The organism is Streptomyces sp. NPDC003036, from assembly GCF_040611175.1.
Lineage (GTDB): Bacteria > Actinomycetota > Actinomycetes > Streptomycetales > Streptomycetaceae > Streptomyces.
Window position 1 is genome coordinate 1 of sequence record NZ_JBEXNO010000072.1, and the last position, 21,155, is coordinate 21,155.

The 21,155-nt window shown below is 73.5% G+C and carries 16 protein-coding genes and 1 pseudogene; 8 read left to right on the top strand and 9 right to left on the bottom strand.

Annotation, left to right across the window (positions count from 1 at the left end; translation table 11 throughout):
* The 3 genes from ABZX67_RS32365 to ptsP form a co-directional block, all read left to right on the top strand.
* On the top strand, positions 1–199 hold a 199-nt coding region (locus ABZX67_RS32365), incomplete at its 5' end, for a hypothetical protein (protein ID WP_355368065.1).
* Positions 200–462: 263 nt separating this feature from the next.
* Positions 463–912, top strand: coding sequence for a PTS glucose transporter subunit IIA (locus ABZX67_RS32370; RefSeq protein ID WP_355368068.1), 450 nt, complete (start codon positions 463–465; stop codon positions 910–912).
* 84 nt (positions 913–996) lie between these two features.
* Positions 997–2,667: a phosphoenolpyruvate--protein phosphotransferase gene (gene ptsP, locus ABZX67_RS32375; RefSeq protein WP_355368071.1), complete on the top strand. Its 1,671-nt coding sequence runs from the start codon at positions 997–999 to the stop codon at positions 2,665–2,667.
* A 62-nt stretch (positions 2,668–2,729) separates the two neighbouring features.
* On the opposite strand, the gene ABZX67_RS32380 is transcribed toward ptsP, so the two are convergent.
* Both ABZX67_RS32380 and ABZX67_RS32385 read right to left on the bottom strand, forming a co-directional pair.
* A complete protein-coding gene (locus ABZX67_RS32380; protein WP_355368074.1) occupies positions 2,730–3,626 on the bottom strand; it encodes a hypothetical protein in 897 nt (298 codons plus the stop codon).
* A 13-nt stretch (positions 3,627–3,639) separates the two neighbouring features.
* A complete protein-coding gene (locus ABZX67_RS32385; RefSeq protein WP_355368077.1) occupies positions 3,640–4,938 on the bottom strand; it encodes an MFS transporter in 1,299 nt (432 codons plus the stop codon).
* 47 nt (positions 4,939–4,985) lie between these two features.
* Between ABZX67_RS32385 and ABZX67_RS32390 the strand changes: the two genes are divergently transcribed.
* Entirely contained in the window at positions 4,986–6,308 is a 1,323-nt protein-coding gene (locus ABZX67_RS32390) for an aminotransferase class I/II-fold pyridoxal phosphate-dependent enzyme (RefSeq protein ID WP_355368080.1), read from the top strand.
* A gap of 1 nt (position 6,309) precedes the next feature.
* On the opposite strand, the gene ABZX67_RS32395 is transcribed toward ABZX67_RS32390, so the two are convergent.
* The gene (locus ABZX67_RS32395) at positions 6,310–8,304 is read right to left on the bottom strand and encodes an acetoacetate--CoA ligase (protein WP_355368083.1); all 1,995 of its coding nucleotides are present in this window, start codon (positions 8,302–8,304) and stop codon (positions 6,310–6,312) included.
* 223 nt (positions 8,305–8,527) lie between these two features.
* Between ABZX67_RS32395 and ABZX67_RS32400 the strand changes: the two genes are divergently transcribed.
* Together ABZX67_RS32400 and ABZX67_RS32405 are read left to right on the top strand one after the other, a co-directional pair.
* Positions 8,528–10,969: a glycoside hydrolase family 31 protein gene (locus ABZX67_RS32400; RefSeq protein ID WP_355368086.1), complete on the top strand. Its 2,442-nt coding sequence runs from the start codon at positions 8,528–8,530 to the stop codon at positions 10,967–10,969.
* A gap of 142 nt (positions 10,970–11,111) precedes the next feature.
* The gene (locus ABZX67_RS32405; RefSeq protein WP_355368089.1) at positions 11,112–11,321 is read left to right on the top strand and encodes a hypothetical protein; all 210 of its coding nucleotides are present in this window, start codon (positions 11,112–11,114) and stop codon (positions 11,319–11,321) included.
* Positions 11,322–11,343: 22 nt separating this feature from the next.
* On the opposite strand, the gene ABZX67_RS32410 is transcribed toward ABZX67_RS32405, so the two are convergent.
* Complete coding sequence (locus ABZX67_RS32410; RefSeq protein WP_355368110.1) at positions 11,344–11,907, bottom strand: NUDIX domain-containing protein; 564 nt, start codon at positions 11,905–11,907, stop codon at positions 11,344–11,346.
* Between the two features lie 8 nt (positions 11,908–11,915).
* Between ABZX67_RS32410 and ABZX67_RS32415 the strand changes: the two genes are divergently transcribed.
* Positions 11,916–12,719, top strand: a complete 804-nt coding sequence (locus ABZX67_RS32415; RefSeq protein ID WP_355368092.1) for a M15 family metallopeptidase — start codon at positions 11,916–11,918, stop codon at positions 12,717–12,719.
* A gap of 47 nt (positions 12,720–12,766) precedes the next feature.
* Here ABZX67_RS32415 and ABZX67_RS32420 read toward each other — a convergent pair whose 3' ends face one another.
* Genes ABZX67_RS32420 through ABZX67_RS32435 form a run of 4 tightly spaced genes read right to left on the bottom strand, consistent with a single transcriptional unit; the run spans position 12,767 to position 17,076 of the window.
* Positions 12,767–13,381 carry an ATP/GTP-binding protein gene (locus tag ABZX67_RS32420; protein WP_355368095.1) on the bottom strand — a complete coding sequence of 205 codons (615 nt, stop codon included), beginning with the start codon at positions 13,379–13,381 and terminating at the stop codon, positions 12,767–12,769.
* Positions 13,362–13,790, bottom strand: coding sequence for a DUF742 domain-containing protein (locus ABZX67_RS32425; RefSeq protein ID WP_355368098.1), 429 nt, complete (start codon positions 13,788–13,790; stop codon positions 13,362–13,364). Before ABZX67_RS32425 ends, ABZX67_RS32420 begins: the two co-directional genes overlap by 20 nt.
* Before the next feature lie 11 nt (positions 13,791–13,801).
* On the bottom strand, positions 13,802–14,275 hold the full coding sequence (locus ABZX67_RS32430) for a roadblock/LC7 domain-containing protein (protein WP_355368101.1): 474 nt from the start codon (positions 14,273–14,275) through the stop codon (positions 13,802–13,804).
* Positions 14,272–17,076: a nitrate- and nitrite sensing domain-containing protein gene (locus ABZX67_RS32435; protein ID WP_355368104.1), complete on the bottom strand. Its 2,805-nt coding sequence runs from the start codon at positions 17,074–17,076 to the stop codon at positions 14,272–14,274. The genes ABZX67_RS32430 and ABZX67_RS32435 overlap by 4 nt, the downstream gene beginning before the upstream one ends.
* Positions 17,077–17,459: 383 nt before the next feature.
* Here ABZX67_RS32435 and ABZX67_RS32440 point away from each other — a divergent pair, with 383 nt between their 5' ends.
* Complete coding sequence (locus tag ABZX67_RS32440) at positions 17,460–17,993, top strand: hypothetical protein (protein WP_355368107.1); 534 nt, start codon at positions 17,460–17,462, stop codon at positions 17,991–17,993.
* A gap of 93 nt (positions 17,994–18,086) precedes the next feature.
* Here the strand turns inward: ABZX67_RS32440 and ABZX67_RS32445 are convergent.
* Positions 18,087–21,155, bottom strand: a pseudogene (locus ABZX67_RS32445) (hypothetical protein); the annotation flags it as partial.

A 21,155-nucleotide genomic window follows, 5' to 3' on the forward strand; every position in this document is an offset into this window, starting at 1 on the left:
CGGGCTTTCCTCCGGGCGCTTCCCTTCGGTCTTTCGTGTTTCCAGCTTAGCAGATCCGTTTTCCGTTTCCGCCACCCGCTGGAGCGGGCTGCCGGTCAGTTCTTCGCTTTCGCGTTTCTCTTTCCAGCGAGGTCAAACACTACCAGCCTTTTCCCGTCCCTCTGACCACCACCCGGAGGCGATCGACGCAGAGGTGTAGACCACTGGTGTAGACCAGTTAGGATCTCGGCTTGATAGGTGCTGCCGACGACCTACGACTCACTGTCGCGTCGGGGTCAAGCAGGTGTACGACCCTACCTGCAGCCGGTAGTTGAGGCAAATCGCTTCCGGTGCTCCCGAGGGCCCTGAATCTGGACCTCTCGGGCGGAACCGGGACTTCTTATGACATACGCTTCTGACAGTACGCCGTCCGGGACAGGCAGTGACGGCGACGCAGAATCTCCGCCCCCTGGGAGGCTCCCCATGACCATCGTGACGTCGCCGCTCGCCGGCCGGGCCATCGGACTCGCCGCTGTGCCGGACCCCGTGTTCTCCGGGGCGATGGTCGGGCCGGGTACCGCCATCGACCCCGTGCGGGAGCCCTCCGAGGCGCTCTCCCCCGTCGACGGCGTGGTCGTCTCCCTCCACCCGCACGCGTTCGTCGTCGTGGACTCGGAGGGGCACGGCGTGCTGACGCACCTGGGCATCGACACCGTGCAGCTGAACGGCGAGGGCTTCGAGCTGCTCGTGAACAAGGGCGACACCGTGTCGCGCGGGCAGGCCGTCGTGCGGTGGAACCCGGCGGCTGTCGTGGAGGCCGGCAAGTCCGCGATCTGTCCGATCGTGGCTCTGGAGGCCACTGCCGACTCCCTCGGCGAGCTCCGTGAGGACGGCGACGTGAAGGCCGGAGAGTCTCTCTTCACCTGGCAGTGAGCGGGCCGCCGTACTCGTACGGCGCCGGGTCGGACATTCAGAACGTGGTGGCGGCGGGCCGCCACTCAATCGGAGACAGGTGTAATGGAGACAACGCTGCGAGGCGTCGGCGTCAGCCACGGTGTGGCGATCGGCGAGGTTCGGCACATGGGCACGGCAGTCCTGGAGCCGCCGGCCAAGCAGATTCCGGCAGATGAGGCGGAGCGCGAGCAGGGGCGTGCTCGCCAGGCCGTGGAGGCGGTCGCGGCGGATCTGATCGCGCGCGGCAATCTGGCCGGCGGCGAGGCACAGCACGTGCTCGAGGCGCAGGCCATGATGGCCCAGGACCCGGAGCTGATGGCCGACGTCGACCGTCGGATTGCTGTGGGCAGCACGGCCGAGCGGGCCGTCTACGACGCGTTCGCCGCGTACCGCGCGCTCCTCGCCGGCGCCGGGGAGTACCTGGCGGGGCGGGTCGCGGACCTCGATGACGTGCGGAACCGGATCGTGGCGCGGCTGCTGGGTGTGCCGATGCCGGGTGTTCCGGACAGTGACGAGCCGTACGTGCTGATCGCGCGGGATCTCGCTCCGGCCGACACGGCGCTGCTGGACCCGTCGCTGGTGCTGGGCTTCGTGACCGAAGAGGGCGGGCCGACCAGCCACAGCGCCATTCTGGCGCGGGCGCTCGGTGTGCCGGCCGTGGTGGCGCTGCCGGGTGCCGGGGAGCTGGCCGAGGGCACCGTGATCGCGGTGGACGGCAGCACCGGTGAGGTCTTCGTCGAGCCGTCCGCCGAGCGGCGTGCCGAGCTGGAGCGGGCGGCCGCCGAGCGCAAGGCGGCGCTGTCGGCGGCGACCGGTCCGGGCGCGACGTCGGACGGGCACAAGGTGCCGCTACTGGCGAACGTGGGCGGACCGGCCGATGTGCCGGCGGCCGTGGAGGCCGGTGCCGAGGGCGTCGGTCTCTTCCGTACCGAGTTCCTGTTCCTCGACGACAGCAAGCAGGCGCCGTCGGAGGCCAAGCAGGTCGAGGCGTACCGCAAGGTGCTCGAGGCGTTTCCCGAGGGCCGGGTCGTCGTGCGGGTGCTGGACGCGGGCGCGGACAAGCCGCTGGACTTCCTGACGCCGGCGGACGAGCCGAACCCGGCGCTCGGCGTGCGGGGTCTGCGCGCGCTCCTGGACCACCCGGAGGTGCTGCGGACGCAGCTGTCCGCGCTGTCCAAGGCGGCCGAGGGGCTTCCGGTGTACCTGGAGGTCATGGCGCCGATGGTGGCGGACCGTACGGACGCGAAGGCGTTCGCGGACGCGTGCCGTGAGGCGGGGCTGCGGGCGAAGTTCGGCGCGATGGTGGAGATTCCGTCCGCCGCGCTGCGGGCGCGTTCGATCCTGCAGGAGGTCGAGTTCCTGTCGCTGGGCACGAACGACCTGGCGCAGTACACGTTCGCCGCCGACCGGCAGGTGGGTGCGGTGTCGCGGCTGCAGGACCCGTGGCAGCCGGCGCTGCTGGACCTGGTCGCGCTGTCGGCGGAGGCCGCCCGGGCCGAGGGCAAGAGCTGTGGTGTGTGCGGCGAGGCCGCCGCGGATCCGCTGCTGGCCTGTGTGCTGACGGGTCTCGGGGTGACCTCCCTGTCGATGGGTGCCGCTTCGATTCCGTACGTGCGGGCGACGCTGGCGAAGCACACGCTGGCGCAGTGCCAGCGGGCGGCCGCTGCGGCGCGGGCGGCGGACACCGCCGAGGAGGCGCGGCTGGCCGCGCAGGCGGTCCTGTCCGGCGAGTAGGCGCAAGGAGGGTGTGGAGGGGCTTTCCCGCGGTGGCGGGGAAGCCCCTTCCGCTTGCGCGGTCAGTGGTGCGGAGGCGGGAAGTCGTCACCTCCGGTGATGTCGAATCCCGCGAGGTAGTCGACATTGGGCTCCGGGGAGAGGGGCTCGCCGGTGTCGGCGTCGGTGCAGTAGGCGTTGAAGACCTCGGCGGCGCTGAGCGGGACGAGGCGGCCGCGGTCGAGGCGCCAGCCGTGAACGCGGTCGGGGGCGGCGGGTGTGGTGGTGCGCAGGACCAGCCCGCCGGGGCTTTCGAGGGCGATGCCGACCGCGAGGACGGTGGCGAACTCGGCGCCCTCGGAGGAGTCGAGCAGGGTGGGGCCGGTGTCCGGGCGCTCGGCGTGGAGCACGGCCAGTAGCTGCTCCTCGCGCGCGGGGATGCTGCAGACGATGTGGTGGGTGCCGGGTCCGGCCTCTTGGAGCAGGCGGTACAGGAGGTGGGAGGCCCGGTCGAAGGCGTCGCGGCCGATGTCCTGGCCGCAGCCGGCACACTCTCCGGCGTCGGCGAGGAGCATGGTGGCGTACTCCCAGGTGGCGTGGCGTACGGCTTTGTTGATGAGGGCGGGGACGAGCCGGTCGATGGGTTGTCCGGTGTAGGCGAGGCCGGCGCCGGTCGTGGCGACCTCGGCGGTGAAGCGGCTGCGGCTGGCGGGGCTGTCGGGGTCGAGGCCAGCTTCCGTGCAGTACACGGCGTAGTCCTCGGGGTCGAAGAGGGTGACGGTGGTGTGGCCGCCTTGGGAGGCGAGGCTTCTCAGGAGTTCTTCGACCTGGCGGAGGTAGGTCGCGTGGTCGTCGAAGGTGAAGGTGCGGTAGCGGCGCATGGCCGTGAAGTCCTGTTCGTCCGCCAGCAGGCCGACGGTGCTCGGGACTTCGCGGCGCAGGGCGCGCCGCATCGCGGTGGTGCTCCGGGTGTGTGCCATGAATCCCCCTGGTTCATCGGTGCTCACTCACCGTAACCGAGGGGTCTGACAACGCCGGTGCGGGCAGTCGGTCGCGTACCAGTCGGCGCTGGGCGAGGCAGAGGGCGGCATAGCCGGCACCCAGGAGGGGCCAGCCCAGCGGGCCGGTGGCGATGACGGTGGTGACGAGGAGGGGTCCCGCGCTGCGCTGGGTGGAGGCGGCGAGGCCGTGGACGCCGAGGTAGGCGCCCTGGGCGTCGGTGGGGGCGAGGGCGACGGAGAGTTCCCACGAGACGACGGCGTGGAGCATCTCCACGAAGGTGAGGACGATCGCGGCCGCGGTGAGGGCGGTGACGGCGGTCCAGGTGCCGCCGGTCGTGGAGGCCGCCAGGGCGAGGCAGCCCGTGATGAAGAGGCAGGCGAGCGGGATGAGCAGGCGGCGGGCGGCGGCGGGGGTGGTGCCGAAGCGGGCGAGCGGGACCTGGAAGAGGATCACGAGGACGGAGTTGAGGACCAGCAGCATCGGGGCGAGGCCGACGGGGGCGTCGGTGGCGTGGACGATCCACAGAGGCAAGCCGACCTGGAGGATCGCGTCGTCGAGGAAGAGGGCGGCTTCGGTGGCGGTGTAGAGGAGGAACGTCCGGTCGCGCCAGGGATTGGAGGGGTGGACGGGGGTGGCGGCGGACGTGGTGGAGCCGGCGGCTACGCGGGAGGGGGACGGGGGTTCGGCGCAGCGGAGGGTGAGCGCGGCGATGACGACGTACGAGAGGGCGTTGCCGACGAGCAGGGCCTGGTAGGCGGTGGTGGTGCCGATGGTGAGGGCGGCTGCCGCGGCGAGGCCGCCGAGGGCCCAGCCGATGTTGGCGGCGGTGCGGGTGACGGCCTGGTAGCGGGTGCGTTCGGGGCCTGCGACGCGTGCGGCGTAGAGCTTGCCGAGGACGTTGGAGCCCCGGTCGGGGAGGGCTCCGATGGCGGAGTAGAGCAGCAGGAGTGCGTAGCTGTCCGTGGTGAGGAGGGCCAGGAGGGCGGCGGCGCGCAGGAGTTGGGCGCCGATGAGGACGCGGGTGACGGGGAAGCGGTCGGCGAGGCGTCCGGCGAGGGGGGCGCCGGCGATGCCTATGGCGCCGGAGACGCCGATGAGGACGCCGACTTGGGCGACGGAGGCGCCGCTGACCTGTGTGAAGTAGAGGGCGACGGCGGTGGCCCAGAGTCCGGTGCCGGTTTTGTCGATGAGGGTGACGACGAGCATGCGGCGGCCGTCGCGGCCGCCTGGGATGTGGATGCGGTTCCGCCCGCGGGTGGCGGGTGCGGTGCGGTGACGGTGCTGGTTCACCGTTTCCCCCCTTGACTCGTATTATGTATTGGTACATAGTTGAGTACGTGGCAGCACAATATGCGATCAGCGGGACGACGGCCAAGGGGATTGCCGCGTCCATCGAGCGGGCCGTGGCGGGCGGAGGCCTCGGGCCAGGTGCCGCGCTGCCACCGGTGCGGCGGCTCGCGGACGACCTGGGCGTCAGCCCCGGGACCGTGGCGACGGCGTACAAGGAGCTACGGCAGCGCGGGATCGTGGTGACCAGGGGGCGGGGCGGAACCGTGGTCGCGCAGGCGCCGTCGGTCGGGTCGCGGCGGCCGCCCAGGGTGCCGGAGGGGGTGCGCGATCTTGCGGGCGGCTATCCGGACCCGGCGTTCCTCCCGGAGCTCAGACCTCCGTCACCGGTGAGCCCCGTGCCCGGATCGCACCGGGGGTCACCGCGGCTGACTGCGCTGGAGGAGCTCACGCGCGCGTGGTTCGCGCGGGACGGGGTGCCGGCGGAGCACGTCACCTTCGCGCACGGCGCCCTCGACTGCGTGGCGCGTCTGCTGTCCACGGAGCTGAAGCCGGGCGATTCGGTCGCGGTGGAGGACCCGGGGTTCCATCACCTGCTGGACCTGGTTCCGGCGCTGGGCCTGCGGATCGTTCCGGTCGAGGTGGACGACGCGGGAATCCTGCCCGAGGCGCTGCGGGCCGCCCTGCGCGCGGGCGTACGGGCGCTGGTGTGCAGTCCGCGCGGGCAGAGCCCCAGGGGCGGGTACTTCACGCGGGAGCGGCGGGACGCGCTGGTCGAGGTGCTGGCCGGGTTCCCCGAGGTGCTGGTGATCGAGGACGACCACAACGCGGAGGTCTCGGGGGCACCGTCGTACGCCGCGCTGGCGGCCGCGGGGCTGCCGCGCTGGGCGCAGGTGCGCACGGTCTCCAAGCACCTGGGCATCGACCTGCGGTGGGCCGGGCTCGCGTGTGACGCGACGACGCTGGCCCGGCACGACGGGCGGATGCTCCTGACCTCGGGGTGGGTCAGTCACGTCCTTCAGGAGACGGTGGCGCGGCTGCTGGCCGACGAGGAGGTCGCACGGCTGGTGGGGCGGGCCGAGGAGGCGTACACCGAGCGGCGTGAGGCGCTGCTCGGGGAGCTGGCGCGGCGCGGGATCACGGCGCACGGGGCGAGCGGCCTGAACGTGTGGGTGCCCGTGCGCGACGAGTCGGCGGTGGTCAACGGGCTGCGTTCGTACGGCTGGTGGGTGGCGGCGGGAGCCCGCTTCCGGATCGCGGCGCCCACTGCCGTACGGATCACGACGGCGACGCTGGAGCCGGCCGCCGCGGCGCGGCTGGCCTCGGACTTCGCCGGCGTACTGGGCGAGTCCGAGGCCATGTACGGCGGTTGATTCAGCCGGTCTTCCCGCCCTGGGCGGCGCGGCTGCGGGCGAGGCCCTCGTAGAAGCGGAGCAGGTCGAGGTTGTCCACGGAGCCGGGGTTGACGGCCTTGGCCAGGTCGGTGCCCTGGAGGAGGCGTTTGACCGGGACCTCGATGCGCTTGCCGGTGAGGGTGTGCGGGACGCCGGGGACCTCGATGATCTCGTCGGGTACGTGGCGCGGGGACAGCTCGGTACGGATGGTCCGCTTGATGCGGTCGATCAGGTCCTCGTCGAGGACGGCCCCTTCGGCGAGGTGGACGAAGAGCGGCATCCAGTAGCCGCCGTCGGGCTCCTCCAGGCCGATGACGAGCGATTCGCGGATCTCGGGGAGGCGTTCCACCGCCTCATAGATGTCGGCGCTCCCCATACGGACGCCCTGCCGGTTGAGGGTGGAGTCGGAACGGCCGTGGATGACGACCGAGCCGCGGTCGGTGAGGGTGATCCAGTCGCCGTGGCGCCAGACGCCCGGGTACATGTCGAAGTAGCTGTCGCGGTAGCGGCTGCCGTCCGGGTCGTTCCAGAAGTGGATGGGCATGGACGGCATGGGCTGGGTGACGACCAGCTCGCCCACTTCGCCGGTGACGGGCTTGCCCTGCGGGTCCCAGGACTGGAGGTCGGTGCCCAGGCAGGCGGCCTGGAGCTCGCCCACGTGGACGGGGAGGGTGGGGACGGCGCCGGCGAAGCAGCTGCACACGTCCGTGCCGCCGCTGACGGAGGCGATCCACAGGTCGTCGCGCACCTCGTCGTGGAGCCAGCGGAAGCCGTCCGGCGGGAGCGGGGAGCCGGTGGTGGCGACGCACGTGATGCGGGACAGGTCGTGGTCGCGGGACGGGTGGACGCCGGCCTTGCGACAGGCCATGACGTACGCCGCGGACGTGCCGTAGAGGGTGGTCCCGGTGAGTTCGGCGACGCGCCACTGGGCGCCGGTGTCCGGGTAGCCGGGGCTGCCGTCGTACAGGACGACCGTGGTGCCGGTGAGGAGGCCGGAGACGAGGAAGTTCCACATCATCCAGCCGGTGGAGGTGTACCAGAAGAAGCGGTCCTCCGGGCCGAGGTCGCAGTGCAGGCCCAGCTGCTTGAAGTGCTCCAGGAGTATGCCGCCCTGGGACTGGACGATCGCCTTGGGCAGGCCGGTGGTGCCGGAGGAGTACAGGACCCACAGGGGGTGGTCGAAGGGCACCTGCTCGAAGACCGGTTCGGCGTCGCTGTCCGTCAGGGCGGACCATTCGAGGGCGCCCTCGGGGGCGTCCGTGCCGAGGAGCGGGATGTGGACGACCGCGCGCAGGGTGGGCAGTTCGCGGCGCAGCTCGGCGACGGTGTCGCGGCGGTCGTGCTCCTTGCCGCCGTAGCGGTAGCCGTCGATGGTGAACAGCACGACCGGTTCCACCTGCTGGAAGCGGTCGAGCACGCTGCGGGCGCCGAAGTCGGGGGCGCAGGAGGTCCATACGGCGCCGACGGCGGCCGTGGCGAGGAGGGCGGTGACGGCCTGTGGGATGTTGGGCAGGTAGCCGCTGACGCGGTCGCCGGGGCGTACGCCGAGGGCGCGCAGCTCGGCGGCGAGGGCGCCCACCTGGCGGCGCAGCTCCGCCCAGCTGATGGGCGTCGCCTCCTGGGTCTCGTCGACGTGGAGCAGGGCGGCCGCGTCGGGGCGGTCGGCGGCGGCGCGCAGGGCGTGCTCGGCGTAGTTGAGGGTGGCGCCGGGGAACCACTGGGCACCGGGCATGGAGCGGTCGCCGAGGACGCGCTCGTACGGCGTCGAGAAGCGGATGTCGAACCACTCGGCCACCGCCTGCCAGAAGGTGTCGAGGTGCTCGATGGACCAGCGGTGCAGCGCGGGGTAGCCGCCGTCGGCCGGGGCGCCGTGCCGCTCGGCGGCCCAGGCCTGGAAGCGGGTGACCGCGGCGGTGGCGATACGGTCCTGGTCGGGCTGCCAGAGCGGCTCGGGCTGCGCGTGCTCTGAGGTCATGGGGCTGCTCCCTGGCTGTACGTCCCTGTACGCGGGTCTGCGTGGGTCGCGCGCACGTGCGGGGTGTGCGCGTGACGCGGCTGACAGGGACGATGCCATGTGATCGTTGTTCGCACCAGGGTTCGCCGCCCATGGTCGCGCGGTTGAATATGTGGTCCCACCACGGGTGAACGGCAGTTGAACGGCCCTCCCACGCGCCTGGTCGGGTGGCAGGGTGAGCCGCATGGACGGTCGTGATCTGGTGCGTTCGGTGAAGGTCTTCTCGACGGTACGGGGCCTGCGTGCGGTGCGCTCGGCGTGGCGGCAGCGCCGTACGGACGCGTGGGGGCTGCCGCCGCGCGGCGCCGAGCGGGCGCGGACACCGGGGACCGTCCAGGGGGCGGAGCCGTTGCCGGGCGGCGGCGTGGTGCGGTTCGCCCGCTCCGTGCTGCGGGTGTGGGTGACGGCCGGCGGGACGGTCTTCTGGGGCTGGGACGGGGCCGAGCCCCTCCCTTCGTACGCGCTGGCCGGTGATCCTCCGGAGCCGGATCAGCGCGCCGTACTGGAGCCGGACACGGACGGCGGCTGGCGGGTGGTGTCCGAGCGGGTGACGGTGGCGGTGTCGCGCGACGGCGCCGTGGAGGTCCGTACGCCGGGGGGTGTCATGCTGCGCCGGGAGCTGCCGCCCCGATGGTGGGAGCCGGTGGACGGGACCCCGGCAGGAGGCCCGGCAGGAGCGTCGGCAGGAAGCTCGTCAGGCCCGGCCGGGGCTCCCGCGCGGTGGGTGCAGCGCTCGCAGGTGCCGGCCGACGCGCGGTTCTTCGGGCTGGGCGGGCGGGCGTCGGGGCCGCGGCTGCGGGACGGCACGTACCGGCTGTGGAACACCGATCCCGGCGGCGGTTTCGGGCCCGGTGACGACCCGCTCTACATCACCATGCCCGTGCAGCTGGTGGTGTCCGACGCGGGGACCCATCTGGCGTTCCACGACAACTCCTGGGACGGGCTGGTGACCCTGCGGGAGGGCGAGGAGGGCGCCGGGTCGGGGCACGACCGGCCGGGGGCGAGCGAGGTGCGGATGAGCGGCGGCCCGCTGCGCTGCTGGGTCGTGGTGGGAACCCCCGCGCGGGTGCTGCACGGCTGGACCGCGCTGACCGGCGCGCCCGCGCTGCCGCCGTCGTGGGCCCTGGGGCCGCAGCACGCGCGGTGGGGCTTCGGCACCGAGCGGGAGGTGCGGCGCGTGGTGGCCGGCTACCGGGAGCGCGATCTTCCGCTGTCGGCGCTGCACATGGACATCGACCACTACCGGGACCACCAGGTGTTCACGGTGGACCGGGAGCGGTTCCCGGACCTGCCCGGGCTCGCGCGGGAGCTGCGGGATCTGCCGGAGGGTGGCGTGCGGCTGGTGTCGATCGTCGACCCGGGGGTCAGGGCGGAGCGCGGCAACGCGGTGTACGAGAGCGGGCGGGCGGTCGGCGCCTCGGGGGCGTACGTACGGGACGGGAGGGGCGGTGAGGTGCGGGGGCTGGTGTGGCCGGGCGAGTGCGTGTTCCCGGACTTCACCGATCCCGCCGTACGGGAGTGGTGGGGCGGCCTGTACGAGGAGCGGCTCGCGCAGGGCTTCTCCGGGGTGTGGCACGACATGAACGAGCCGGTGTCGTTCGCGGCCTTCGGTGACAGGACGCTGCCCCGTTCGGCGCGGCACGCCCTGGAGGGGCGGGGCGGCGACCACCGCGAGGCCCACAACGTGTACGGCCTGACCATGGCCCGGGCCGGCCATGAAGGGCTCCTGCGGCTGCGGCCCGACGAGCGGCCGTTCCTCTTCTCGCGGTCCGGCTGGGCGGGCATGCAGCGGTACGGCGGGACCTGGTCGGGCGATGTGTCGACGGGGTGGCCGGGGCTGCGAGCCTCGCTCTCCCTGGTGTTGGGGCTGGGCCTGTGCGGGGTGCCGTATTCGGGGCCGGACGTGGGCGGGTTCGACGGGATCCCGTCGCCGGAGCTGTTCCTGCGCTGGTTCCAGCTGGGGGCGTGGCTGCCGCTGTTCCGTACGCACTCGGCGATCGACGCGGGGGTGCGCGAGCCGTGGGAGTTCGGGCCCCGGGTGCTGCGGTACGCGCGCGTGGCGCTGGCCGAACGGGAGCGGCTGCGGCCGTACTTCGTGACGCTGGCCCATCTGGCGCGGCTCACGGGGGCGCCCTATGTGCGGCCGCTGTGGTGGGGCTCCCCGGAGGACCGCACGCTGCGCGACTGCGAGGACGCCTTCCTGCTGGGCGACGCGCTGCTCGTGGCGCCGGTGATGGCGCGCGGCATGGACCGGCGGGCCGTACGGCTGCCGCGCGGGCGGTGGTACGACACCGCGACGGGCCGGGCGTACGACGGGCCGGGGCAGGTGCTGCTGGACGCGCCGCTGTCGCGTATCCCGGTGCTGGCGCGGGGTGGGGCGGTGATTCCCGTACGGGGCGAGGACGGCGCCGAGGAGCTGGAGGTGTGGGCGCCCGCGGCGGGGCGCACGGGCGGTGGTCTGGTGGTGCGGGACGCGGGTGACGGCTGGGAGCGGGCGGAGGTGGAGCGGTACACGACGCGGCTGGTGGACGGCGGGGTCCGGGTGGAGCGGGTGACGGACGACGGCGCGCGGATGGTGGAGGGGCGACGGGTGAGGGTCCGGGGGCTGGGTGCGGCGGCGGGGTGAGGGCGCCGCCCTCCGGGCGTCGGGGCCCGTCCCCGGTGTGACGGCAAACGGGTGAACGACACGCACACGGGCGCCGGGTGAGGCGTTACGTAGGGCGGGCCCGGCCACTCGGTGCCGGGCCGCTCGACGAAAGGGACAGACCATGATCAAGAAGGTGCTGGCCACCGCCGGACTGGCCGCCGCCGTGCTCGGTGCTTCCGCCTCCACCGCCTCGGCGGTCGGCGACCGCGGGGTGGACACCCAGAACGGCAACTACTCCGTGCAGGAGTACGGCAACACGGGCAGCGACCCGGCGCTGACGGCGGACCGGAGCGCGGACGAGGCGGCTCTTCGGTCACTGGACCGCTGGTAGGCATCCGTACGGCCTGGGCGGATCACCCGGAGGGTCTCCCGTAACGGCCGGCGAACCAGTTCCGTACGGCCGCGGTGTGCAGCGGGAACGCGAGCTCCGCCGGTGCGTACAGAAGGTGGTGGCCCGACGTCTCGTCGGTGGCGGCGGAGGGCGGCAGTCCGGCGGCGGGGCGTTCGGGGAGGAGACCGAAGAGCAGCAGGTGGCCCGCGGGTGAGCTCATCGCGTCGGCGAGGCGGACATCGGCCGCGGCCGCGCGGATACCGGTCTCCTCCCGCAACTCCCGTACCACCGCGTCGCGCCAGTCCTCCGCGTGGTCGATGAAGCCGCCGGGCAGGGCGATGCCCCCGCGACGGGGCTCGATGGTGCGGGTGATGACGACGAGTCCGGTCCCGCGCGCGTCGGTCGCCGGGAGCAGGGCCACCGCGACCGGCAGGGGGTTGCGGTAGGCGGTGTCGGCGCAGGAGCCGCACGTGCGGGGCCAGCCGGCCCCCGACGGGTAGGGCGCGCCGCAGGCGCCGCAGTGGGAGTCCTTCACAGGCGGACTGTAGCGAGGCGGGCTGTTCCGGTTCGGCCCGAGCTGGTAGATCCGTGGGCATGACACGACTTGGTACCGCTCTCCGCGCGCTCGTGGCGGCCGCCACCGCGCTCCTCTCCGTGGCGGCGGCGCCCGCCGCCCAGGCCACGCCCGAGCCCAGGGCACCGCAGGAGTTCGTGGCGCTGCGCTCCGTGGATCCGACCATCATCCAGGAGATGCGCTACACCACGGCGCACAACTTCGTCGGTGAACCGGTGGACGGCTACCGGCAGCCGCTGTGCATCCTGACCAGGCCGGCCGCGCAGGCGCTGCACCGCGCCCAGGTGCGGCTGCTGCGGCAGGGATACTCCCTGAAGGTGTACGACTGCTACCGGCCGCAGCGCGCCGTGGACCACTTCGTACGGTGGGCGAAGGATCTCCGGGACGAGCGGATGAAAGCGGAGTTCTATCCGCTGGTGGACAAGTCGCGGCTCTTCGCGGACGGTTACATCGCCGAGAAGTCCGGGCACAGCCGCGGCTCGACGGTCGACCTCACGATCGTGAAGCTGCCCGCCCTGCCGACGCGGCCGTACGTGCCCGGCGAGACGTTGGTGCCGTGCTACGCGCCCCAGGAGGAGCGGTTCCCCGACAACTCCCTGGACATGGGGACGGGTTTCGACTGCTTCGACACGCTGTCCCACACGGACGAACCCCGCGTCCAGGGGGTGCAGCGCGCGAACCGGCAGCTGCTGAAGAGCACCCTCGCCGCCCAGGGATTCGTGAACCTTCCCGAGGAGTGGTGGCACTTCACCTACAAGCCGGAGCCCTTCCCGGACACGTACTTCGACTTCCCGGTGGCACGGCGTTCGGTGGCCGGGCACTGACCCCGCCCGCGTACCGCCCTCCCGCCACCTGACGGCCGTGCGGTCCGTCAGGTGGCGGCCGGCTCGCGCTGCCGGTCGGCGAGGGTCAGCGCGTGTTCGACGACCGCCACCAGCACCTCCTTGACGGACTCCCGCTCGCGCGCGTCGCACATCAGGAGCGGCACCTCGGGGTCGAGGTCGAGCGCCACCCGTACCGTCTGGGCGGGGTACGCGGGCGCGCCCTCGAAGCGGTTCACGGCCACAGCGAAGGGGATGCCCCGCCGCTCGAAGTAGTCGATGGCGGCGAAGCAGTCCTCCAGGCGGCGGGTGTCCGCGAGGACCACCGCGCCCAGCGCGCCCTGCGCGAGCTCGTCCCACAGGAACCAGAAGCGGTCCTGTCCCGGCGTACCGAACAGGTACAGCACCAGGTCCTCGCGGAGGGTGATCCGCCCGAAGTCCATGGCGACGGTGGTGGTGGACTTCGACTCGACGCCGTGCAGGTCGTCGACGGGCCGGCCCGCCTCGCTGAGGGTCTCCTCGGTGCGCAGCGGCCGGATCTCGCTGACCGCGCCCACCAGGGTCGTCTTGCCCACTCCGAACCCGCCCGCGACGAGGATCTTGAGTGTCACCGGCTCGACCACCGGCCGCTCGGCGCGGTGGGAGCTAGAGCGCCCGAAGGCCATTGATCACCTCACGCAGGATGTTCACGTCCGGCAGTTCGGCCGGCGGAACGGGACGGGTTACGTGGACGAGTTCGTCCTCGACGAGGTCGCCGACCAGGACGCGGACCACCCCGACGGGCAGGTCGAGTCCGGCGGCGAGCTCGGCGATGGACTGGGGGAAGTCGCTGCACCGCTCGACGATCTCCACGTGTTCCGGGGAGAGCGTCTGGTCGCGGCCGGGGTCCTCGGCCGCGGGTTCGGGGACGACCACCGCGATCAGGTCGAGGCGGTGGCGGGTGGCGCTGCTGGTACGGCCGCGGGTCATCGCGTACGGGCGGACCACGGGGCCCGCGTCGTCGTCGAACCAGTGGTGCGGCTCACGGCGGGTCCGGCCTCTGTGCCGGCTGTGCTGCCCTGCTGCGTCACTCATCGCATCCCCCGTTATCCTCCTGCGGTCAGTCCGGTCCGCGGCGCCGTCCCCAGGTGAGCCCCCACCCGCTTGACCATCAGCGTCATCTCGTACGCGACGAGGCCGACGTCGGAGTCGGCGTCCGCCAGCACGGCGAGGCAGCTGCCGTCGCCCGCCGCCGTGACGAAGAGGAAGGCGTCGTCGAGCTCGACGACGGTCTGCCGGACCCGGCCGGCGTCGAAGTGGCGGCCCACGCCCTTGGCGAGGCTGTGGAATCCGGAGGCGACGGCCGCCATGTGCTCGCTGTCCTCACGGCTCAGGTCCCTGGAGGCACCGGTGGGCAGGCCGTCGCTGGAGAGGACCAGCGCCTTGCGGATGGACCCGACGCGGTCGACGAGTTCGTCGAGGAGCCAGTTGAGCTGGCCGGCTGAGCCTGCCGAGCCGGTTGAGCCCGCTGAGGCGGCTGAGCCGGTCGACGTGGTTGCTGCGGCGTTCGGTGCGGTCATGGACCGTCCCCCTCCGGTGTCGTTCGTGGTGCTGTCTCACCGCGGAGCGCGCGGAGCGCCGGCGGGGCGTCGCCCTCGGCGTTCTCCCGGCGCCCGCGCTGCCAGCCGCGCTGCATGGCGGCCATGCGGGTGCGTACTGCTTCGGCGTCGCGCTCGGCGTCCCGCTCGACGTCGCTTTCGGCGACGCGTCCGGCGCCGCCTTCGACGCCCCCTGCGGCGGACCGGTCGGTGCTCTCCCGCAGCTGCGGGGCCAGGCTGGCCTGCCGTACGCGGCGGGGCAGGCCGCCGAGCAGCAGGGTGGTCTCCGGGTCGGAACCGTGTGCCCCGCGGCTCTGTTCCGTGGTGCCCTCGGTGGCCTCGGTGGCCGGGTGGGCGCGGCCGCGTTCGTCGAGGCGCCGGCCCCGGTGCGCGATCAGGGCCGGGACCGTGGGCTTGCGGCGGGGCAGCGGGACGGTGGCGCCGGCCGGTCGCTCGGGGGCGTGGTCGGCGGCCTGGTGATGCTGCGTCTCGTCCGAGGTCGCGGCGGAGCGGCCCGTGGCCGGGCGCAGCGGAGTCCTGGGGCGGAACAGTCCGCCGCGTTCGCTCTCGGTCTCGTCGATGTCGCCGATGCCGCCGAGGGCGCCGGCGAGAGGGCCGGTGAGCGCGTCGTCGAAGGGCAGGGCGCCGACCGGCGGCTCCAGCTCGACGGGGCCGTCGAGCAGGGAGGCGTCGAGCAGGGAGGTGTCGAGCCCGGAGGGCACCTGGGAGAGGGCCGCGCGCCGGGGCGGGACCTCGTCGGTGTGGCCGTCCACTGCCCCGCGGTCCACCGCCTTGCGATCGCCGCCCCTGCGGTCGACGCTCCTGCGGTCGACGCCCTTGCGGTCGCCGCCCTTGCGGTCGAGCCGGAAGCCCGAGCCCTGGGTCTCGGGTGCCTCGGTCAGGAGCGCGGCCGGGATGAAGACGACCGCGGTGGTGCCGCCGTACGGGGAGGGCTGCAGCGACACCCGTACGTTCTGGCGCTGGGCGAGCCGGCTCACCACGAAGAGGCCGAGCCGGTCGGTGTCGGAGAGCTCGAACTCGGGTGTCTCGGCGAGGCGCAGGTTCGCGTCGAGCAGCGCGTCCGGGGTCATGCCGAGCCCGCGGTCGTGGATCTCGAGCGTGAAGCCGTTGGCGACCGGCTCGCCGTGCACCTGGACCGCGGTGTGCGGCGGGGAGAACACCGTGGCGTTCTCCAGGAGTTCGGCGACCAGGTGGGTGAGGTCGGCGACGGCCGGACCGCTGACCCCGATGCGCGGCAGCCTGCGCACCTCGACGCGCTCGTAATCCTCGACTTCGGCGACCGCCGCCCGTACCACGTCCATCAGCTGGACGGGCTTGCGCCACTGGCGGGAGGGGGCGGCTCCGGAGAGGATCACCAGGCCCTCGGCGTGGCGGCGCATACGCGTGGTCAGGTGGTCCAGTTTGAACAGGTCGGCCAGCTCGTCGGTGTCCTCCGTGCGCCGCTCCATGGTGTCGAGGAGGGTGAGCTGGCGGTGCAGCAGCACCTGGTTGCGGCGGGCGAGGTTGACGAAGACCTCGGAGACCCCGCGGCGCATGTCGGCCTGTTTGACGGCGGCTTCGACGGCGGCGCGCTGGAGGGTGTTGAGGGCCTGGCCGACCTGGCCGACCTCGTCCTTGTCGTACTCCAGCTGCGGCACTTCGGTCTCGACGTCGACCTGTTCGCCCGCGGCCAGGCGGCGCATCACGCTCGGCAGCCGTACGCCGGAGACCTCCTGGGCCTCCTTGCGCAGCCGCCGCAGGTCGCGGACGAGGTCGCGGCCTATGCGGACGGAGACGATGATCGAGACGAGCAGGGCGAGGAAGCCGAGGACGCCGGCGATCCCCGCCTTGAGCAGGACGTTGTACGCCGTCGGCTGCACGCGGTCCTGGTAGCGGTCGCCCGCCTCGGTGTTCGCCGAGGCGAGGTGGTTCAGGACCGGGGTGGCGGCGTCCCGCCAGTGCGACGCCTGGACGGCTCGGGGCGGGTCGGTGGCGCCGGCGGCTATGAGCGCCTCCTCGGCGTCGCGCAGCGGCTCGGTCGCGGGGCTGCGCCAGTACTGCTCGAAGACCTCGCGTTCGGAGCCGGGCAGGACCTCCAGGTTGACCTCGTAGAAGAGGCGGCGCTGGGCGACGAGGTCGGTGAGGGCGCGGATCTCCTCGGCGGTGAAACGCTTGTTGACGAGGGAGGAGAAGACGAGGGCGTCCTCGCGGGAGAGCATCTCGCGGGCGCGGACGATGCCGACGAGGGCGCGGCCCTGCTTGTCCATCTCCACGTTCTCCAGGGCGTGGAGGTTGAGGAGGAAGGTGTAGCAGGGGTCGACGAGGCGGTTGTAGAACTCGAGCGCCTGCATGCGGCCGACGGCGCGGTTCTCGACGGACCGGCGCAGTCCGGAGAGGCCGTCGAAGGCCTGGAGGAGCGCGCTCAGCCGACGGGCCGCCTGGGGCTGCAGGGCGTCGATGACGCCGGAGTCGGCGGCGTTGGCCCGGATGCGGGCGATGGTCCGGTCGGTGGCGGCTTGTTCGCGGCGCAGCGTGGGGAGGGCGTCGGACGCGCGTGGATCGGCGAGGTAGACGAGGGTCTGGCGACGCTCCTGCTGGATGACGCGGACGGTGTCCTCGAGGGGGTAGCCGACCTTTTCGACGATGTAGCCGACGTCGAGGAGTTGATCGGCCTCCCGGCCGGTGAGGAGTGTCGCGAACCCCCACAGTCCGGTGAGGGAGACGAGCGGCACGAGCAGCAACGCCACGATCTTCCTGCGGATCGACTTCCCGCGAAAGCGCATGGCCTCCCCCAGCTCGGACCCGACCGGTGAGGGTGCCGTCCGGCGCGGGTGTACACATCAACACATCAACAAACGGCGCGAGCCTACTACTGCATCGCAGGCATCTCGAAGGTGCGTCCGGGCGATTTTCAGCCGTGGGACAGGGCGTCGATCATGTGTTTTCCGGGTATTCGCGGCCCTGGCACTCCACTCTGCGGTGGATGGTCCCTGGCGGGGCGACATGTGCCCGGCGGTAACGGTTGGCTGGAACTGTGTGTTCCGCGGGGAATCTTCGCCGTCGGCCGTACGTCTACGAACAGGGGAGGCGCGGAACTGTCGGCGTAAAGCGGCTCATGACGGGCAGCCACCCTGAAAACGGTCGGTTGTGGGGAGTGGCGGTTGCGATGACGACGGAGCGGTGGGACACAGGGACGACGACGGAGGCGGGGACGGGGCGGCGAGAACTGTGGGTGGAGGAACCGGCGACGCGGCGCAGGCTGCCCGATCCGGTCCGTACGGCGGCGGTCCGTGCCGTGCTCGTCGCCTCTCTGACGCTGATACAGGCGACGGTGGCGTTCCTGTGCACGCTCGCGGGCTCCTGGCTGGCCTTCCCGATGGTGCTGAGCAGCATCGCCAGCACGGTGGTGGCGACGTGGGCGGCGGCGGACGTGTGGGTCACCCGGCAGGTGTGGAACCAGCGCCATGGTGTCGTCTCCGCGCCGAGCAGCACGGCGCGGGAGCTGCGGCGTGAGCGGCGCATGGCCCGACGGGCCGCCCGCGCGCAGGCGCGTGCGGCGCGGGAGGCGGCGCGCATACGGCTAGGTGGTGAGGAGGCCGGCGCGGGCTCCGGTTCCGTCTCCGGTTCCGGCGTGGGCTCCGGCGCGGGTTCCGGTTCCGGCCGGGGGCGGCAAAGCGCCGGAACCCTCTCGCGGGCCTGACGCGCGCCCGGACCCGGCCTTTCCGGGCGTCGGTGCCCGGCAGGCATCGGTGCCCGGCAGGTGCCGGGCACCGGCCCGGTGGCGCTTCTGCGGCTAGTCCGCGGCGGACGCCGGTCCGGGCACCGGTTCGGGCGCCGGTCCGGGCACCGGCGTGCGCTTGAACATGCGCGTCGCCGTGATCTCGCCGTGCACCGCCGCCTCGCCCGCCTGAGCCTGCTGCGGCAGCCCGGGGCGCAGGTGCTCCTCGACGCTGATGTACTTCAGCCCCGCGCGCAGGTCCGCGTCGTTGCGCAACCGGATGACCAGCGGGAACTCGGCGAGCGCGGTCGTGTCGAACAGACCCGTCGTGTACAGCAGCTGGACGCCCAGCGCGTCCGACACGGCCCGCTGCAGCTCCAGCAGGTACGTGGCGTTGGCGCGGCCGATCGGGTTGTCGAGGAAGAGCGTGCCCGCGTGGCGGTGCTTGTCTCGGCCCCGGTCGTTGCTGCGCAGCGCGGCCATCGTGCAGTAGAGCGCGATGGCGGCGGTGAGCAGCTGGCCGCCGGAGAAGACGTCGCCCATCTGCCCGACCGGTACGCGCTCGGCGCGCAGCACCGCGTCGGGCTTGAGGATCTCCACGGCCACGCCCTTGGGCTGGAGGGCGGCCTGAACGCCGCGCAGCAGCAGGGACATGCCGTCGCGGCGCAGGTCGGAGTTCTTCTTGACGGCGGCGCTGGTCGCCTCGTCGATGACCTCGCCGAGCCGCTCGGTCAGGGTCGCCTGGTCGGGCTCCTCGAAGCGGATGCGCAGGAACTCCTGGCCCGACCACTCGCCGAGGCCCTCGGGGAGCCGGGACAGGCGCTGGGCGGAGCGGAGGGTGGTGAGCGCGGACTCCACCAGTCCGCGCAGCCGGTCGACGATGGAGTCGCGGTTGCGCTCCAGCTGGGCCAGCTCGTCGGTGAGCACGCGCAGCCGGGGCGCGAACGCCTCGGCCCACTTGGCGGCGTGCTCCGGCAGCGCGGCGGCGGGCAGCTCGCGGATCTGCTGGCGGGCCGGAGTGCGGACCTGCTCGTATCGCGTGGAGTTGGCGTGCCGGATGAGGACGTCGCAGGCTTCGCGTACGGCGGCCTCGGCGGCCGACAGGTCCTGGGCGCATCCGCGCAGGGAGCGGCGGGTCTCGGCGGCGGACTGCCGCGCCTCCTCCAGGCTGCCGGGGTAAGGCTCCGGGGCCTGGGGCTCCTCCTCGGCGGCGTGGTCGCGCAGCAGGTCGCGCAGGAGCGCCGCCGTCTCGTCGAAGCCGCCGGCGGCGTCCTCGGCGGCGCGGTGCGCCTGGACGAGCCGGGCGTGCGAGGCGCGGGCGGCGTCGAGCTCGTCCGTGCGGGCGGCCAGGTCGGCGGTGGCGGAGCGCAGGAGGGACTGGGCGTGGTCGGCGTCGGTGGGAAGGAGCTCCTCGGGGAGCTCGGTGTGCGACTCGCCGTCCGCGGGGGCGAGGCGTTCGGCCTCACCGCGCAGGCGGCCGAGCTTCTCGCTGGCCTCCGAGGCGCGGGTCTCCAGCATCTGGACGAGTGACTCGGCGCGGGCGGCGGCGGCCTGGCGGGAGGGGCCGTCGGCGCCGTCGGTGCTCTGGAGGAGCTGTTCGGCGCGGGTGCGGACCTTGTTGGTGAGGCGGTCGAGCTCGGCGAGGGCGGCGGACTCGTCGCTCTCGGCGCGGGCCTGTTCGGCGCGCAGGTCGGCGCCGACGCCGACCTTCTCGTACAGCTGGGAGGCGGCGCGGTAGGCCTCGCGCAGGGCGGCCAGTGGTACGCGGGGGGCGTCGCCGTCCTCCGCCGGCAGGTTCTCGGGGGCGCCGGCGATCTCGGAGCGCTCGGCGCGCAGCGCGCGGGCGGTGCGGTGGGCGTCGTCGGCGGCGCGCTGGGCGGCGCGGCGGTCCTCGTCGGCGGCGCGCGCCCGCTCCAGGCAGGTCTGGGCGCGGGCTTCGTACTCGGCGGCCTCGTCGGCCAGTTCGCGCAGGCGGGCCTGCCAGCCGGCCCGTTCGCGCAGCCGGAACGCCAGGCCGGCGAGGGCGTCGGCGACACGCCGGGCGCGCTGCGCGGCGTCCTGCCGCTCGTCGCGTACGCGGGCGGCGTCGGCGGCCGCGTCCTCCGCCTCGGCCCGTACGGTACGGGCTTCGGCGAGCGCGGCCTCGGCAGCTTCGGCGGCCACGCGCGCGGTGGCGGCGGCTTCCGCGAGTTCGGTGAGCATGCCGGGCGGGCAGTCGGCGCGCCAGGAGCCGATGCGGGCGGCGAGGGAGCGGTCGCCGGTGAGGCGGGCGGCGAGGGCGCGGATCTCCTCGTCGCGGGCGGCGGCGCGGGCGCGCAGGGCCTGGCGCTCCTCGTCGGCGGCGTGCTCGTCGTGCATGGCCGGGTTCGGCGGCACGAGGAACACGTCCGTGTCCGTGTCCGTGGGCGCCGGCACGGGCGCGAGGAGCGCGGCGGCGGTGCCGACGGCGACGGCGGAGCGCGGCAGCAGGGCGGCGCCGGCGAGGGCCTCGCGGGCCCGGGCGTACGAGACGGGGTCGGTGATCACGACACCGTCGACCAGCTCGGGCCGGGCGGCCAGCACGGCGGCGTGGTCGGCCGGGTCCACGGCCTGGGCGAGGTAGCGCCAGCCGGGGAGGGCGGGGATGCCCTGCTCGCCGAGGAACTCGACGGTGGCGAGGACGTCCGGGCCGGGCGGCAGCAGGCCGCCGTCGCCGAGGGCGCCGAGGATGCGGGAGTCGTCGGCGGCGGCGGTGCGCAGCTCGAAGAGTTTGCGCTCGGCGGCGGCGATGCCCTGGTCGAGGAGGTCGCGCAGCTCGTCGGCGTACCGGTCGAGCTCCTCGGCGGTGAGGGGGCCCTGGTCGGCGGGGCGGGTTCCGGTTCCGGTTCCGGGGCCGTCGGCGCTGCCGGGAGCCTCCTCGTGGGACGGGGCGCCGTCACCGCGGCGGGGCGCCGGGACGACCGAGGTGGCGGACGGGGTCGCCCCGGGCAGGCTCAGCAGTTCGGCGAGGCGCTCCTCGGCGGCGATGGAGGCGGCGGCGCGGCGCTCGGCCTGGTAGGCGTTCTCGGCGGCCTGCGCGGCGTCGGCGGCGCGGGCGGCGGCCAGTTCGGCGCGGGACTCGGCGGCGGCGGCCTCGCGGGCCCGTTCGGCCGCGGCGCGGGCGGC

Bases quoted from the DNA above. Each gene is read 5' to 3' on its own strand.
- ABZX67_RS32395 (WP_355368083.1), bottom strand. From the start codon at position 8,304: ATGACCTCAGAGCACGCGCAGCCCGAGCCGCTCTGGCAGCCCGACCAG.
- ABZX67_RS32430 (WP_355368101.1), bottom strand. From the start codon at position 14,275: ATGACCGCACCGAACGCCGCAGCAACCACGTCGACCGGCTCAGCCGCC.
- ABZX67_RS32370 (WP_355368068.1), top strand. From the start codon at position 463: ATGACCATCGTGACGTCGCCGCTCGCCGGCCGGGCCATCGGACTCGCC.
- ABZX67_RS32415 (WP_355368092.1), top strand. From the start codon at position 11,916: ATGACACGACTTGGTACCGCTCTCCGCGCGCTCGTGGCGGCCGCCACC.
- ABZX67_RS32405 (WP_355368089.1), top strand. From the start codon at position 11,112: ATGATCAAGAAGGTGCTGGCCACCGCCGGACTGGCCGCCGCCGTGCTC.
- ABZX67_RS32420 (WP_355368095.1), bottom strand. From the start codon at position 13,381: ATGGCCTTCGGGCGCTCTAGCTCCCACCGCGCCGAGCGGCCGGTGGTC.
- ABZX67_RS32400 (WP_355368086.1), top strand. From the start codon at position 8,528: ATGGACGGTCGTGATCTGGTGCGTTCGGTGAAGGTCTTCTCGACGGTA.
- ABZX67_RS32435 (WP_355368104.1), bottom strand. From the start codon at position 17,076: ATGCGCTTTCGCGGGAAGTCGATCCGCAGGAAGATCGTGGCGTTGCTG.
- ptsP (WP_355368071.1), top strand. From the start codon at position 997: ATGGAGACAACGCTGCGAGGCGTCGGCGTCAGCCACGGTGTGGCGATC.
- ABZX67_RS32440 (WP_355368107.1), top strand. From the start codon at position 17,460: ATGACGACGGAGCGGTGGGACACAGGGACGACGACGGAGGCGGGGACG.
- ABZX67_RS32425 (WP_355368098.1), bottom strand. From the start codon at position 13,790: ATGAGTGACGCAGCAGGGCAGCACAGCCGGCACAGAGGCCGGACCCGC.
- ABZX67_RS32380 (WP_355368074.1), bottom strand. From the start codon at position 3,626: ATGGCACACACCCGGAGCACCACCGCGATGCGGCGCGCCCTGCGCCGC.